Source organism: Paenibacillus allorhizoplanae, assembly GCF_927798215.1.
GTDB lineage: Bacteria > Bacillota > Bacilli > Paenibacillales > NBRC-103111 > Paenibacillus_E > Paenibacillus_E allorhizoplanae.
Genome location: NZ_CAKMMW010000009.1, coordinates 90,550 through 105,541, shown reverse-complemented (window position 1 = coordinate 105,541; position 14,992 = coordinate 90,550). Strand labels below are relative to the sequence as shown.

The window sequence follows — 14,992 nt, the reverse complement described above, 5'->3', positions numbered from 1 at the left end:
ATCACACTTGTTAGCGAATGATCTTCTTAATCGCTTGTGCACTTAGAACAGCGAGTTCAATTTTGCTCAATCCTAGGCACAGATCTTGCGTCAAATCGAAAGCACGTGGAACCTTCATCGAGCTGATATGCTGTAAAGGTTCATGTTCAAGCTTAAACCAATCACCTCGCTCAACTGGAGCCATTGGCCTGTCAGGCCATGCTGAGTGAAGCGGGGGACTATAGAACGGCGCAGCTCCTTTCTTGAGGCTGTGGCCATCGAGCCTCTCCTGATATTTGCGATCAGGAGGGGTTTTTCGTATGGGAGCGAACAGATGAGGCCAGTAGTCGGAACGAGAACCGGTGTGTGGAGTAGCGGAGGCGAAAGCTAAAGCGCCTTGAAGCACACCTGGAGCTCCAAACAGAATCGCGTATAGGCTTTTGCCGAATTCGATGCGTTCGGAGAGCTTTGAGAAATTTTCAAGAATTAGGCCAGCAAGATGGGGTTGAGGTGGATCCATGGATGTGGAACGAAAAGGGAATCCGACATGATTAAGCTGCAGCCAGCCTTGTGTTTTGAACAGAGCGGTATCTAAGACCGTTTGTTTGTAGAGTGGATTCTGAACAACACGTTCCTCAACATAATGCTGCTCATTGACAATTAGACCTATGGTGAGCAGTGCCGAATCTTGATAAATCCAGAATTCCTGCCAGATGGGGAGCATCCAAGCGGATATATGTAAATGAGGAAGAAGATGAAATAGGTTAAGCCGCCTTCTTTTGCTTTCAGCATAGAGCAGTAATTGCGGGTAAGCATCTTGGAAAATAAGGGCATTCGCGCGCTCAAGAAAGGAAAATATATACTCCGTGGCATCGTTGTTCAGCAGGTGAGGCATAAGTTCACCACGTAAATCCGTCATACACCAGCCTCCGTTGCGGGAAACCATGTGGGCTAACAAGGCCCAATGCAGCTCGGGATAATCACGATAACAAGCCCAGTAGGCTTGTGTACGTGTCACGTTATTGCGATTATTGATCTGAGTTTGGGCGATGATTTGTTCCACAATCTGTTGTTCTTGAACAGTAGTGGGGGGAGCTATGACGCCTCCGTGTTGTAGAGCAATTTGTTGATGCAACGCTTTTTCTAATCTGTCTTGTGCGGCAAGAGGGATTTCAATGTTGGGAGTCGATGATCCATGTTCAGCAAGCTCTGAGGAAGTCATGAACTTAGCGGCCTGCTGTTTAACAAGCTGTACAACTGCACCTGGCAGTCCTCGCATTTTCTCGTAAAACCCCTGATTATCCTTGTTTTTTGGTGGAAGATTGACTCTCATTATGGCCTCCTTTCTAGAAACAAAATCCTTCTTTCTATTATTTGCATGTAACTAGTTAGGTATGTCAAAGGGAGTAAAATCAGAGTAAATACTTCCTTAGAATATCCAAATGTTGACAGAATAAGTGTATGGGTAGTATAGTACACTTAAAGTGTATGAACCAATTAGTACACACACTAAATAATTCCAGTTTTACCTAGAAAGGAACATAGGAGATGGTTAGATGAACATTACGTTTAATAATCGCGATCCCGTTTATCTGCAGGTTGTCAGGTATTTCAAAGAGGAAATGGCCACTGGCAGGCTGAAAGGCGGACAAGAAATCCCGTCGCGGCGTGAGTTAGCAGGGCTGCTTCAAATCAATCCCAATACCGCACAGAAGGCTTATAAAGAAATGGAGGAGCAGAAGTTGATCACAACTGCAGGTAATTCCCCGAGTCGGATAACGACGGATAAGCACATTTTGAATACTATTCGTGAAGAACTGATTCAAGAGGCCGTAGGCGTGTTCGTTCAATCCATAAGTAAGATTGGTCTCCCAACGGATGAATTACTGCGTGTAGTTAAAGAAAATTATGAGGCTGAACGCGGAAGGGAGGTTTCGGAATGATTGAAGTGGATGGACTTGTGAAGCGATATGGCCGAAAAAATGTGTTGGATCTCGTTTCCTTTACCGCGGAGAAAGGCCAAATCACCTGTTTGATTGGGATAAATGGCGTGGGCAAATCTACGATCATGAAGGCGATCATGGGGCTGACCTCGATGCAAGGCGGAGCCATACGTGTGGATGGTCAGGTTCCAACTACGAAAACGTATGAGAAGGTTGTCTTCATTCCTGATACCTTAACGATGCCCTCACACATGAAAATAAAGGAAGCCATGCTGTTTATGAAGGATTTCTATGTGAACTGGAATGAAGACAGGGCGGAAGAGCTGATCGTCTTTTTCAAATTAAATCCTGAGGATCGACTTTCGAGCTTGTCCAAAGGAAACTCTGCAAAGGCGAATCTGCTGCTGGGACTTTCATTGGATGCCGACTATTTACTCATGGACGAGCCATTCTCGGGGATCGACATGTTCAGTCGTGAGCAAATTACAGCCGTATTTACCAGCCATTTGATGGAAGACCGCGGTGTTCTGATCACGACCCACGAAATCCATGATATCGAGCATTTAATTGATAAAGTGGTTTTGCTGGATCAAGGTCGGGTTAGGAAACAGTTTTATCCAGAGGAAATGCGGTCGAACGAAGGTAAGTCCGTGGTGGATGTCATGAGAGAGGTGTATATGACTTGAAATACTTTATCAAGCTGTTGAACTGGGAAATTGTGCGGTTTAGCAAACTGTATGGTGCCTTGGCACTCCTGTTAGTGGTATCTCAGTTTGTGGGGATTTGGCTTACAGCCCAATCCTATCTCAGTGATGCACATACTTGGGTGGACAGAAATGGTGGAACAGAAGCGCAATACGCGGAAAAATTTCAAAGATTGAATCTTATCTTTATTTTTCATTCTGTCTGGTACGAAGGAGCCATCAGTTTATGTGCAATCGTTCTGGTCTTATATATTTTCATGATTTGGTACAAGGAATGGTTCGGCCGGAATACGTTTGCTTATCGACTGCTTATGCTGCCAACATCACGGATGAACGTATACTTCGCTAAATTAAGTGCGATTGTGCTGTTTGTATTTGGCTTTGTTTCCCTACAATTTGTGGTGATTCCGCTTCAATTGGCCTCCTTCCTTGCGATCATTCCAGTGGAGCTTCGAGAAGCGGTTTCGATCGGAGAACTGATCCGCAGAGATCCTTTGTTGAATTTGTTTATGCCTACCTATGTGATGCAGTTTATTTTATATTATGGTGCCGGAATACTAGGTGTCTTTGTACTCTTTACTGCAATTCTTCTGGAACGAAGTTATCGATGGAAAGGTATTGTTGCAGGTGTTCTGTACGGTGCAGCGGTTCTGATCGTGATTGTTTTGCCACAAGAAATAAGTCAATTAGGAATTACACTTCCTTTATTTCCAAGCGAAATCGTGCTGTTGCAGGTATTCATCGGGCTGTGTATGATCGCCGTTTCAATAGGATTTAGTTCCTATTTGCTGCGAAAAAAGGTGACGGTGTAAATTCTCGAATTCTCGAAATTCTCATGAAAAGCTTTCAAAGACAATGCTAAGGAGGTGCACGCATGAAACGATACTGGCTGCTTGCTACACTGATACCTTTTTGTGTATTAGCTATGGGAACGTATTATGTGTCAGGTACTGGTGATCAGAGGCAAGAATATGTGTTGAAGACGATGAAAGGCTTAGAAAGCGATGCTGCTGGGCTGCAAATAAAGGTAAATATGGATGGCATAACGACTACAGTTTCTACGAAGGGGAGCGAGTCGGAAGTTGAGCAACTCTCCTATTTGGAAAGGCTTGATGCTGAAGCTTACTATGAGGACGATTTGAGAAGGCTTGTCAAAGAGCATCGTTCTTTCATGCGAGGGAAGAATGATGTGAATGCCTTTTATGAGGATGATCAGGTACTTGCGTTTGTGGGCACTGAAGCTCACAATGATGTATCGAAGAAGCAATCTAACCAGTTAACCATCTCAATAATGGGGAAATTGGACCAAGAAACATCTTCATTTCAGGTTCTTACAGACAAGAAAAACGATGAATATATAAGTATCCATGATGTTCAGGTCAAAGATCAGATTATGAAGGTACTTGTTAATCGTATGCGAACCGACAAATATCCGCAGTTCTATCATGTTGGATACGATATGTATACGATTGATCTTACAAGCCAAAGTTTGCTGAAAAGCGAGCAGATCCTCTCTGCTGAGACACAAGAGAATGAAAAAAGAACAACTACCTGGTATATATCGGGCAATGCTCAGATTGGCCCAAGTGGATATGCGATATTTGATCGCAGTGAAAATAAAATCGTAGATAAGGTAGAAAGTCAGACCGTAAAGAGAAATGAAGGGTTAGTAAACCGGGAGATTCGTGTATACGATATTTGGAACGGACAATGGCGGACACTGCAGAGTGAGCCTCTGCATAGCTTTTTGATGGAGGATAACTCGATGGGGATGTCTATCCAGTATGTCAATCAGGAGCTATCATTGGCTGCTATATCGGAAAATAAAGACACTCACGTCATGGTAGTAAATGTAGGGGAGAATAAAGTGATTCTTGATGTTCAATTACCTCTTCAAGCTATTCAGAAAGAGTGGGGTAGAGTCAATTATAGCGTAGTAGAGAAGGATCGATTGTACATACTCATGTCCGGTCGTACCAAACCAGCCGCTGCAATCGTTGATCTGCAAACGGGGAACATCCTCTATCAGGGAGAAGTTGAGCGTAAGGATCAGAATAGTATTGGTTATATCAATGCGAACGGAATCAAAGTGCAGAAATAAAAGGTAGAAAACCCCCTAATCACAAGGATCAGGGGGTTTTGTATGTCATAAATGGGGATACGTACTAAGGTGAATATCCAATTAAAGGAAAAGTTTCTCGCATAGAATATCCTAATCTATGAGTGGTCAGTGAGGTGATTCCTATCCGGAAGCGAAAATGTCTTGAAACTACTGTCCGAAGGCCGAAAAAGAGCAAAGAACGGGTTCTTAAGGCCAAGTATGGATCCAAAACGTATTTCTTTTACGCCATTTCAGATGGAGACAAGCGTTGCTATACGGATGAGGATCGAACCAAAGGTTATGGCGCTCAATCAATACCTGACCCCAAAGCTGTTACTTTCGCCCAAGTTTTCGTTAACGGTGTACTCCAGCCTAGCACGCTCTATCAAATAGATAAAGGCTCTTTAACGTTAACCTCGAAGGATGTGCCTGAAAAAGGTGTTCCCATCATCGTGCAAAGCATTCGAATTTATAAGCGAAGATTGGGAAGGGGGTGAATTAGATGGCAGCCTCACTTATTAAGCTTTTTATTACAGCTGCGTTGGCTAATGCTCCCGTTGCTTCGAACGGTACAGTAACAACAACCGTGAATCCTGAAGTGACGAGATACAACGCACTGCTTACTGTAACTATGATTTCGCCTACGGAAACAACTATTCTTGCAGAAGAGTTCCTTGATGATGATGGAAATCCCGTACCCGTGAACTCACTACCAGCCGTGCCTACTGACGGATACTTTAACGTGTATGTCAATGGTGTGTTACAACAGGAGGGTCTTTCGACTTTAACAACGGCTTCATTGGTACTTGATACGATTGGAGCATCAGTTGGTACACCTGTCGTTCTCGAAGTTGCAGATTTCTCAAATACAAGCTCTGTAATTACTACACCACAGACCATTTCTGCACCAGCGATTGATGTTACAACGTAAGAAAAACAAAAACATCTTACAGGCTGCAGCATGTAAGATGTTTTTTTGTTAGTTGTCCAATTCTTCATTCGCTTGCTGCGCGGCTACAGATTTGGAGAGCCTTCCCGAACGGAGGAGCGCTTCTCGGAGTAAATATTCAATGTGTCCGTTAACACTTCGGAACTCGTCCTCAGCCCACTGCTCAAGAGCTTGGTGCAGCTTCGGATCTAGTCGAAGCGGGAAATTCTTCTTGGGGGCCATGACATGGCTCCGTTAGTACAACGTTCCGGTATTAATGACCGGAGTCGCAGAACGATCAGACACAATCGCAACTAGGAGATTGTTGATCATGGCAGCTTTACGCTCCTCGTCAAGCTGCAAGCCCTTCGCTTCCAATTGTTCGACAGCCAGTTGAACCATGCCCACGGCGCCTTCGACAATAATGGAGCGTGCTGATAAAATCGCAGAAGCTTGCTGGCGCTGCAGCATGGCGCTGGCAATTTCGGTGGAGTAGGCCAGGTGAGTGAGACGAGACTCAATCACCTCAACACCTGCAACGGAAAGACGATGTTGAAGCTCCGTGCTCAGCTCAGCAGCAACCTCATCGGCGTTCCCTCTTAACGAGTAACCTTCTGTTTCGTAACGATCATAAGGATACTTGCTAGCTACATGACGTAGTGCAGTCTCACTTTGAATTTCAACGAATTTCTCATAACTATCTACATCGAACAAAGCTTTGTACGTATCTACGACTTTAAACACGATTACAGCAGCAATTTCAATCGGATTCCCATCGATATCATTCACTTTTAATTTGACACTGTTAAAATTGCGAACCCGCAGCGATATTTTCTTATGTGAAGAGAAGGGAATTACGAGCCACATGCCACTTTTGCGAATCGTCCCTAGATAGCTCCCGAAAAAAGTAATGACTGAAGCTTGATTCGGCTGAACGACATTAACTGTTGTCAGGGAGATGATGCTTACTACGATCAAAATAGCCCCAATCAAAAATCTCTCTTGTGTGAAACTGTAAATACCTAACCCGAGCGCGGCGAAAAATAAGAGTAAGCCGATAAAACCATTGAGTGCCCATGCTTTCGTTTCTTTCATACGTTGAAGACCCCCATAATGTATATTATTGTGATATTTAAATGATATCACTTTTTACTTAAATTGTAAAATATAATTATACCTCCATATGAGGAATAGGTGCGGCCGGCGGTGGTGCGTCGCTTGACACTGATTTTTTCGCATGCTATAAGAGAGTAAATGCCAGAAGTGAAGAGGTGTCCCATGCGTAAAGTATCGACTGAGCAACAATTTCAAGAACAAATTTCGCAATCCGGTGTGACCATAGCCATTTTCAAAACGACATGGTGTAAGGATTGCCACTATATTGACCCGTTTATGCCAGCAGTAGAGCAAGCTTATGAAGGCCGTCTTACGTTCATTGAACTGGATCGCGATGAGTTTCCAGATTTGTGTGAACAATTGAACATCTTAGGCATCCCGAGTTTCATTGCTTTCCGTAACGGCCAAGAAGTTGTTCGTTTCGTAAGCAAGCTTCGTAAAACCCGTGAGGAAATCGAACAATTCCTTGACCGTGCAATCGAAGTTTCGAACGCGCTAGCTCCTTAAAGAGGAGTAAGGCATAATTAACACCAGATGGAGTAAGCATACGTGACACCGTCGTCGGATCAATCCGATGGCGGTGTTTTTTTGATTTCGCTAACGCACCTATCAAAGCCCATGTCGCACTGAAATAGTGTTTTCATCTAGTTTATCTAGAGTCACAATACTCACTGACCAGAACCTATTTAATCCGATATGACCGAATTAATCCTACTGTTCGCATCTTTAAAGCTTAATTAGACCGAAATAGCCAAACTAAATCGCCCCAAACAACCTGTTCTCTAGGAAAAAGGGGAAATAGTTCGGTGGAATCGGACTAAAGGTCTATTAACGCGGGTGAAACAGTGCGCAACGAGTGGAATTAGTCGATATAATCGACTTAAAATGTGCGACGCATCATCAAAAGGATAGTCAGGCTCGGAATCGAGCCTTTTTTCATTTCTAAATCTCACTTCCGAATAAATGCTTCCATACTACACACACTATAATGTTTTTTCCAAGTGTTGGGCGCACATCGGCGATTAGCCCACAAATCGATTCCCTGTGGTTTCGGAGCTTTGTAACAATTGCGAATGGAAATGCCTTCATATTACAGCTATAATTGAAAGCGGAACTACAGTATTCGACATGATCTTCAGTAGATATGACATAAAGTAGGTGCAATCATGCAAAAATGGATCCAAAGATTAGCTAATTTATCAGCCATCGGCATGTTTCTTATTCTTGCTATGGGGGCCTTAGTAACCAAGGCTGACGCAGGTCGGGGCTGTGGAGATGAATGGCCGTTGTGCCATGGTAAATTCATCCCAGCACATACCATTTCTTCATTTATCGAGTATAGCCATCGCTTAGTTGTAGGTATTGTGACCATGATACTTGTTGCAACGTTTTACTTAGTATTTCGCTATGTGAAGCGTAGAGATGCTAAATTCTTCATCACAGCAACAGTGGTTATGACCTTGATTCAAGCAGCAATGGGTGCGTTGGCCGTAGTTTGGCCGCAATCCTCCCTTGTCCTGGCACTTCATTTCGGATTATCCTTGCTCGCCTTTGCTTTCTCCCTGCTGCTTGCACTCGTGTTTACCCCGTGGGGACAATTTGTACGGACAACGCAGATTCATACTAGCTTTAAAGTAATCGTCTGGTTTACCGCTATTTATAGCTACATTGTTGTTTATTTGGGAGCATTCGTGCGTCATACCGTTTCTTCTGGCGGCTGCTCGGGCTGGCCATTATGTAATGGCGAAGTCATTCCAGAACTGAGCGGTGCAACAGGAATCGTATTTACACATCGAATTGCCGCTTTGCTGCTCTTCGTTTGTATATTATTTCTGTATCTGCAAGCGCGGCGTTATTATCAGCCTACGGACAAGCTGTGGTTCGGGAGCAAATGGGCTCTTATTCTCGTTTCGCTTCAAGTGATTAGCGGCGCAGTCGTAACCTGGTCCTTAGGGAATGAAGTGGCATATTTATTCACAGGTATGATTCATGCCATTATTGTGGCTTGTATGTTTGGATTCTTATGTTATTTGTGCGTACTAACGCTATATGATCGCAAAGCCTAGCAGCATCATGCGGCACAGGCATAACAAGGCCTTCTAACGGAAGGCCATTTCCTTTTTCATCCCGAAAGAATGAGTAACTATTACATAGACAAAGGTGGAAGTTCCCATGGTACCAACTAATCTTCGAGCGTTTATAGAGATGTTACGACGCGAAAATGAATTGATCGAAATCTCGGCTCCCGTGGATCCGAATCTCGAGCTTGCTGAAATCCATCGTCGCGTTATCGACGAGCAAGGGCCAGCTTTATTGTTCACGAATGTAAAAGGCAGCGCATTCCCTGTCGTGACGAACCTCTTCGGCACAACAAGAAGAGTGGATCTGGCTTTCGGTCCGAAGCCGGAGCAATTCATGAAAGCGGTTATCAATGCGACGAACTCGTTGATGCCCCCTACGCCGAAAGCACTGTGGGGTGAAAGAGGCCTTATCCTCGACCTCATGAAAGTCGGGACAAAGAAGATCCAGCCGAATCAAGCGCCGATTCTCGGCGGCTTGAAGAAGGACAACCCGCTCGCAGGACTGCCTGTCCTGACGAGCTGGCAAGAAGACGGCGGCCCGTTCGTCACGCTGCCGCTCGTGTACACCGAGCATCCCGACGGCGGTCATCATAACCTGGGCATGTATCGCATGCAGGTGTATGATGACTTCACAACCGGGATGCACTGGCAAATACACAAAGGCGGCGGCTTCCATTATCACGAAGCCGAGAAGCTGGGCCAAGCGCTGCCCGTCACCGTGTTCCTGGGCGGCCCGCCAGCGCTCATCGCCTCGGCGATTGCGCCGGTGCCCGAGCACCTGCCCGAGCTGATGCTCGCTTCGCTCATCCTCGGGCAGAAGCTGCCCATGGTGGAGAATCCCCATGGGGGGCACCGCCTCGTAGCCGAGGCGGAGTTCGCGATATGCGGCTCCGTTCCGCCGCATCTCAGACGCCCCGAAGGGCCGTTCGGCGACCACTTCGGATATTACTCACTCACCCATGATTTCCCCGTGTTCAACGTGAATCATGTGTGGCACCGCAAAGACGCGATCTATCCGGCGACGATCGTCGGCAAGCCCCGCCAAGAGGATTACTTCCTTGGCGAATTCTTGCAAAGATTGCTGGAGCCCGCGTTCCCGATGGCGATGCCAGGGGTGAAAGACCTGTGGACGTATGCCGAGACCGGGTTCCACCCGCTCGCAGCCGCTGTCGTCCGCGAAAGCTACAGCCGTGAGGCGCTCGGCACGGCGTTCCGGATCCTCGGTGAGGGTCAGTTATCCCTCACGAAGTTCTTGATCGTGACGGATCGTCCGACGACCTTAGCGAACTTCTCACAGTTGTTAGAAACCGTATTAGAACGTTTCGATCCGGCTCGGGATTTGTTTATATTTAATAAAACATCACATGATACATTGGATTATACCGGTGGACAGCTCAACCACGGTTCGAAAGCCGTACTGCTTGGCACAGGTGACCCAGTACGCGAGCTGCCAAGGGCATACACAGAGGGCGAACTGCCTGAGATCCATCATATCGCTGTTTATTGCGGCGGCTGTCTGCTCGTCTCTGGCGCCTCGTATGCAGCTGAACCAGAGCTGCCACAACGTCTGCTTGCGAATGCAGCTGATCGATTGAAGCAATGGCCTATGGTCATCCTTGTCGATGATGCCAGTGACATCGCGAATGACCAAACGAAATTCTTATGGACCGTGTTCACACGGTTTAACCCTGCAAGTGATATGTACGCGCAATCCAGTGTGAACCGACATCATATTGCGTATGAAGTTCCTATTGTCATTGACGCGCGAATGAAGCCTGGCTATCCAGATGAGTTGTTCCCGCGGGAAGATATTGTAGAACTCGTTGATCGCAGATGGAAGGAATACTTCGCGTGATGAGCTCGGGACGATTACGAGCGATCTATCCGCATTTGGGATTTGTATTGGTCTATTTACTTTGGGGGGGCAATTTGGCTTCTCTCAAAATCGGTGGAAGAGAATGGGACAGTCTCGTCTTTAATGGACTGCGCTTTGCGAGTATGATACCGATCCTGTGGGTCTATACTTACTTCTATTATCGTTCGCGGTCACTTCGTTTCCAAATTGCGGGTCGCGATCTTCTGCTCATTTGTGGGTTAGGGATACTGAATGCCGTAGGGATGGAAGCTCTGCTGCAATATGCTTTACAGTTTTCCAACGCTGCGAATGGTGCCGTGCTGGGGCGAGGTTTTATGCCAGTGATTACAGTGCTTATTGCTGTCATGGCTAGGCAAGTAAAGATTACATGGCGAATCCTAATCGGAATCCCCTTAGCGCTCGGCAGTGTAATACTCATTGTCTCGGGGGGAGCCGAAGGCTTTCACCTGGGTAGTGAGACATTTCGCGGTGATATTCTGCTGCTTATGCGCAGTTTCATGGGAGCCATTTATCTCATTGGAATGAACCGATTAGTTGTGAAATATCCGCTTCCGATATTAATTTCACTTGAAATGACCGCTGGAGCCCTGTCTTTATTACCGTTCGTGCTATTGCGTGCAGATGGTGCTTACTTCGCCGCGATCTCACAGACGGGTTGGATCAGCTTAATCTATACCTCATTGCTGGCAACAGCAGTAGGTTTCTCCTTACACAATTGGAGTCTAGCCAAACTGGGGCCTTTCAAAGCATCGGCCTATGGGTATTTACTTCCGGTTACAGCTGCACTTGGAGGTTTCATTTTTCTAGGAGAATCGATCTCGTTAAGTCAATATCTTGGAGGCGTAGGTGTGTTAGCCGCGATGTTTTTCGTGCAGCGTGATCGAACATCCAGCGTCAGACGAGCACCAGTACCTGCACCAACAGCCACGACGTTAACGAAGTAACAGGGCTATGCTAGATCGCTTAGTATTTTGATAAATAGGGAGGTGATCTTATGCTTCGTGTGTTATTTAATGAGCCGGAACGTATCGACAGCGGACTCCTGCTGGAAGCTTTTGATGCAGTGAGAGCCTATATGAAACAGATCGAAACTGAACAGAGTCACCTCTCCACGGCGCATTCGATCTTTCATCGGCAAGCGATATGGAGTAAAGGTTTTATTGATGCCTTGGATGAGCTCGAACAGAGTAAATACTGCTGTGAGCGATATGGCGAGCGGATTGTTAAAGGTTTTTTGGAAGAAATGACCCCGCAAGAAACAGATGATTATCAACGCTTTGTCTATTTCTATAAAAATGCGTTCATCCGTCTGTTTTCTGTTTTTGATAAACTAGGAACCTTTATGAATGACCTCTTCGCTTTGAAGACCGAAACCGTGAAATCACGCTTTTCGTATTTTACGGTACTCCGCCATATGCATGACAAGCATCTTCATGGCTCGTTAGAACTGCAACTTTATACGCTCAAAATGACCTATAAAGTGCCGTTAGAACGACTACGCAATCTGCGTAATATGGAAATGCATTATATTAATGCTGAGATGTTAGACGATCTTATGCAGAAAGAGCCGATGCTCGGTGAACGGGTTCATATTGAGGATGTGAAGCTGAATTTATCCGATTTGCAGCAGGGATTTGACATGGTATGCCGAACCTTAACAATAGCATTTACTTATATTACGGCATATGTGACAAAGGGGTAGGGGACCATGCCATTAAGAGGTCGAACAGTGCTTGTTACAGGCAGTGCCAAGGGTTTGGGAAAAATGACGGCGTTGACGTTAGCCAAGAAGGGCTGCCAGGTCGCTGTGAATTATGTAACAAGTGAGAAGGAAGCTGCGGAACTCGTTCATCAATTGACGGATATGGGCGTTCGCAGCATCGCGGTGCAGGGGGATGTAGCCAAGCGCGAGGACATCTTCCGCATGGTTGAAGAAACGGTCTCGCAGTTGGGGCCGATAGATATACTTGTCAATAACGCAGGACCTTTTGTACGTGAACGGCGTTTTTTCGCAGACTACAGCATGGACGAGATCGACTATTTAATGCGAGGGAATCTGATTGGCGTCATGGAGTTGGATCATCTTGTGCTGCCTATGATGAGAGAGCGCAGATGGGGGCGTATCATCCATTTCGGCTTTGGGAAAGCGGCTGAAGCGAGGGGTTGGACGCACAGAGCTGCTTATGCGGCTGCCAAAGTAGGGTTAGTTTCCTTTACCAAAACATTAGCCGAAGAAGAAGCCGCACATGGGATCACGGTGAATATGATTTGTCCAGGCGATATTCGCGGGAAGAACAAAGAACGCACCATGGAAGAGGCACGCTTAGAAGTGGATGGCGAAACACCTGTTGGCAGACCAGGAACGGGTGAGGATGTAGCGCGTGTCATCGATTTCCTCTGCTCGCCTAACTCGGATTTTATTACAGGCAATATTATGGATATCTCTGGCGCGCTGGATCCTATTCAGCCAATACCTGTACTCAAACAACGCAAATCAGAGTAGGACGCCATATGGCAAAAAGAGCTTACCATAGAGGTAAGCTCTTTCTTTATGATATAGTCGTAATTAGAATACCTGTACGACTTCTGTTATGCCTTCTACCTCTTCAACCAATGCGCGCTCAATACCAGCTTTCAAAGTGATTGTTGAGCTCGGGCAGCTGCCGCAGGCACCCATAAGTTTAAGTTTTACGATTCCGTCTTCCACATCAACTAGATCGACGTCACCGCCATCACGTTGTAGGAAAGGACGAAGTTTATCTAAAACCTCAAGAACTTCATCGTAAATCGCTTCTTTGGTTTTTTCTGTCATTTGATTCATCTCCTTTCTTTATCTATTATAGTACAATACGCATTAAATGAAAATGGTTTAGGGATTGAAACTATCAGCATGGGGTGGAATTTTTAAATGCGACCAATTATAGAATTTTGTGCCAGCAATATGCACACAGGAACAGATAAAGTAATGAAAGATCTTGAACAAAATCCGGAGTTTGATGTCATGGAATACGGCTGTCTGGGCAACTGTGGCCAGTGCTACATGGAGCCTTACGCACTAGTCAACGGAGAAATCATTGCAGCAGAAAGCGCCGAGAGCCTCCATGTTCTTATTTTAGAAAAGATCAAAGAGATTGAGGCCATGTATGATTTGCTTAGTGAATAAGCCGATCTAGTTATCTTAACCGAAGTGGCGTTTGGATTTCCAAAGCACGCCGCTTTTCAACATACGAGCAATTTTTCCTGTCATTAACGTACGTCTTCCCATGATGCCAAAGCCGCTCTTTTTGCCAAGTGAACCGAGTGTTCCACGCAGCTTGATTTTGCCAAGCTTAGGTGTATCGCCTTTCCAAATCGCTTGAATCGCTTCGGCAATTTGCTTGCCTTGCGCTTGTGCGGCTTGGGCACTTGGTGAGAACGGCAGCGATGCGCAGTCACCTACAACGAATACTTCCTCAAAGTCCGGAATTTGGTGGTATTCATTTAATAGAATACGTCCTTGACGATCTTTTGGTACATTCAAAGCTTCGACAATAGGCGTTGGTTGTATACCTGCTGTCCAAATTGTCGCATCTGTACGGATAATTTCATCTTGATTGTATAAATCACCGCCATCTAATCGAACAAGCGATACTTGTGTACGCAGCTCAATATGATGTTCGATCATCCATTCACGCACATATTGCTGCAGATTCGTAGGGAAAGCGGAAAGCAAACTAGGACCACGATCAATTAATCGGATGTTCAAGTCAGGGCGGCTTTCGCGAAGTTCTGAAGCCATTTCTACACCGCTAAGTCCTCCACCAATGATGGATACTTGTCCGTATGGATTGATATTATTTATTTTCTGATACGTTGCACGCGTTTGAGCCAGTGTCTGGATACTGGATGAAAACTCCTGAGCGCCAGTAATACCATGATAACTGTCAACACAACCAAGTCCAATGACTAGCCAGTCGTAGGAGATGGGTTCTTTGTCGTGGAAGTTAATTTGTTTCGTTTCGAGATTAACATCAGATACTTCTCCGTAAACAAGCTGAAGCCGCGAATCATCGGGATAAGATACACGAATATGCGTTTCAGCAATGGTACCCGAAGCTAGTGCATAATATTCCGTTTTGAGGCCTTGGAATGGACTGCGATCAATCATAATAAGTTCAGTGTCGTCTGGTAAATCCTTTTCGAGCAAGTTTAAAGCTACGGTCAGACCGCCATAGCCTCCTCCGAGAATGACAAACTTTTTCATAGCCAACCAATATCCCTTCTG

General features: G+C 45.6%; 18 protein-coding genes. 13 read left to right on the top strand and 5 right to left on the bottom strand.

From position 1 onward, the window contains the following. Positions 1 to 10 precede the first annotated feature (10 nt). Positions 11 to 1,312: a DUF2515 family protein gene (locus tag L6I86_RS16595; RefSeq protein ID WP_236288833.1), complete on the bottom strand. Its 1,302-nt coding sequence runs from the start codon at positions 1,310 to 1,312 to the stop codon at positions 11 to 13. A gap of 223 nt (positions 1,313 to 1,535) precedes the next feature. Here L6I86_RS16595 and L6I86_RS16590 point away from each other — a divergent pair, with 223 nt between their 5' ends. The 6 genes from L6I86_RS16590 (at position 1,536) to L6I86_RS16565 (ending at position 5,658) form a co-directional block, all read left to right on the top strand. Continuing rightward, positions 1,536 to 1,922 carry a GntR family transcriptional regulator gene (locus L6I86_RS16590; protein ID WP_236288831.1) on the top strand — a complete coding sequence of 129 codons (387 nt, stop codon included), beginning with the start codon at positions 1,536 to 1,538 and terminating at the stop codon, positions 1,920 to 1,922. Further along, positions 1,919 to 2,608, top strand: a complete 690-nt coding sequence (locus L6I86_RS16585; protein WP_236288829.1) for an ATP-binding cassette domain-containing protein — start codon at positions 1,919 to 1,921, stop codon at positions 2,606 to 2,608. The genes L6I86_RS16590 and L6I86_RS16585 overlap by 4 nt, the downstream gene beginning before the upstream one ends. After that, positions 2,605 to 3,438, top strand: coding sequence for a hypothetical protein (locus L6I86_RS16580; RefSeq protein ID WP_236288828.1), 834 nt, complete (start codon positions 2,605 to 2,607; stop codon positions 3,436 to 3,438). Before L6I86_RS16585 ends, L6I86_RS16580 begins: the two co-directional genes overlap by 4 nt. A 62-nt stretch (positions 3,439 to 3,500) precedes the next feature. Continuing rightward, positions 3,501 to 4,727: a hypothetical protein gene (locus tag L6I86_RS16575; RefSeq protein ID WP_236288826.1), complete on the top strand. Its 1,227-nt coding sequence runs from the start codon at positions 3,501 to 3,503 to the stop codon at positions 4,725 to 4,727. Between the two features lie 122 nt (positions 4,728 to 4,849). Next, positions 4,850 to 5,224, top strand: a complete 375-nt coding sequence (locus tag L6I86_RS16570) for a DUF4183 domain-containing protein (RefSeq protein WP_236288824.1) — start codon at positions 4,850 to 4,852, stop codon at positions 5,222 to 5,224. Between the two features lie 5 nt (positions 5,225 to 5,229). After that, positions 5,230 to 5,658, top strand: coding sequence for a DUF4183 domain-containing protein (locus tag L6I86_RS16565; protein WP_236288822.1), 429 nt, complete (start codon positions 5,230 to 5,232; stop codon positions 5,656 to 5,658). Positions 5,659 to 5,706: 48 nt separating this feature from the next. Here L6I86_RS16565 and L6I86_RS16560 read toward each other — a convergent pair whose 3' ends face one another. Both L6I86_RS16560 and L6I86_RS16555 read right to left on the bottom strand, forming a co-directional pair. Continuing rightward, on the bottom strand, positions 5,707 to 5,898 hold the full coding sequence (locus L6I86_RS16560) for a type II toxin-antitoxin system antitoxin (protein ID WP_056613468.1): 192 nt from the start codon (positions 5,896 to 5,898) through the stop codon (positions 5,707 to 5,709). 12 nt (positions 5,899 to 5,910) lie between these two features. Further along, complete coding sequence (locus L6I86_RS16555) at positions 5,911 to 6,750, bottom strand: SPFH domain-containing protein (RefSeq protein WP_056613469.1); 840 nt, start codon at positions 6,748 to 6,750, stop codon at positions 5,911 to 5,913. A gap of 183 nt (positions 6,751 to 6,933) precedes the next feature. Between L6I86_RS16555 and L6I86_RS16550 the strand changes: the two genes are divergently transcribed. The 6 genes from L6I86_RS16550 (at position 6,934) to L6I86_RS16525 (ending at position 13,231) form a co-directional block, all read left to right on the top strand. Next, complete coding sequence (locus L6I86_RS16550) at positions 6,934 to 7,278, top strand: thioredoxin family protein (protein ID WP_056613511.1); 345 nt, start codon at positions 6,934 to 6,936, stop codon at positions 7,276 to 7,278. Positions 7,279 to 7,937: 659 nt separating this feature from the next. Then, the gene (locus tag L6I86_RS16545; RefSeq protein WP_056613514.1) at positions 7,938 to 8,837 is read left to right on the top strand and encodes a COX15/CtaA family protein; all 900 of its coding nucleotides are present in this window, start codon (positions 7,938 to 7,940) and stop codon (positions 8,835 to 8,837) included. A 106-nt stretch (positions 8,838 to 8,943) separates the two neighbouring features. Further along, positions 8,944 to 10,707 (top strand): UbiD family decarboxylase, encoded by a 1,764-nt coding sequence (locus L6I86_RS16540; RefSeq protein ID WP_236288820.1) that lies wholly within the window; start codon positions 8,944 to 8,946, stop codon positions 10,705 to 10,707. Next, complete coding sequence (locus L6I86_RS16535) at positions 10,686 to 11,672, top strand: DMT family transporter (RefSeq protein WP_236288818.1); 987 nt, start codon at positions 10,686 to 10,688, stop codon at positions 11,670 to 11,672. Before L6I86_RS16540 ends, L6I86_RS16535 begins: the two co-directional genes overlap by 22 nt. Positions 11,673 to 11,722: 50 nt before the next feature. Beyond that, positions 11,723 to 12,430, top strand: a complete 708-nt coding sequence (locus tag L6I86_RS16530) for a Cthe_2314 family HEPN domain-containing protein (protein WP_056613519.1) — start codon at positions 11,723 to 11,725, stop codon at positions 12,428 to 12,430. Positions 12,431 to 12,436: 6 nt separating this feature from the next. Further along, positions 12,437 to 13,231, top strand: a complete 795-nt coding sequence (locus tag L6I86_RS16525; RefSeq protein WP_236288816.1) for an SDR family oxidoreductase — start codon at positions 12,437 to 12,439, stop codon at positions 13,229 to 13,231. A gap of 63 nt (positions 13,232 to 13,294) precedes the next feature. Here L6I86_RS16525 and L6I86_RS16520 read toward each other — a convergent pair whose 3' ends face one another. Beyond that, entirely contained in the window at positions 13,295 to 13,540 is a 246-nt protein-coding gene (locus tag L6I86_RS16520) for a NifU family protein (protein ID WP_028558591.1), read from the bottom strand. Positions 13,541 to 13,636: 96 nt separating this feature from the next. Between L6I86_RS16520 and L6I86_RS16515 the strand changes: the two genes are divergently transcribed. Beyond that, a complete protein-coding gene (locus L6I86_RS16515) occupies positions 13,637 to 13,891 on the top strand; it encodes a YuzB family protein (protein ID WP_056613522.1) in 255 nt (84 codons plus the stop codon). Between the two features lie 15 nt (positions 13,892 to 13,906). On the opposite strand, the gene L6I86_RS16510 is transcribed toward L6I86_RS16515, so the two are convergent. Then, positions 13,907 to 14,971, bottom strand: coding sequence for an NAD(P)/FAD-dependent oxidoreductase (locus L6I86_RS16510; RefSeq protein ID WP_236288814.1), 1,065 nt, complete (start codon positions 14,969 to 14,971; stop codon positions 13,907 to 13,909). Positions 14,972 to 14,992 lie beyond the last annotated feature (21 nt).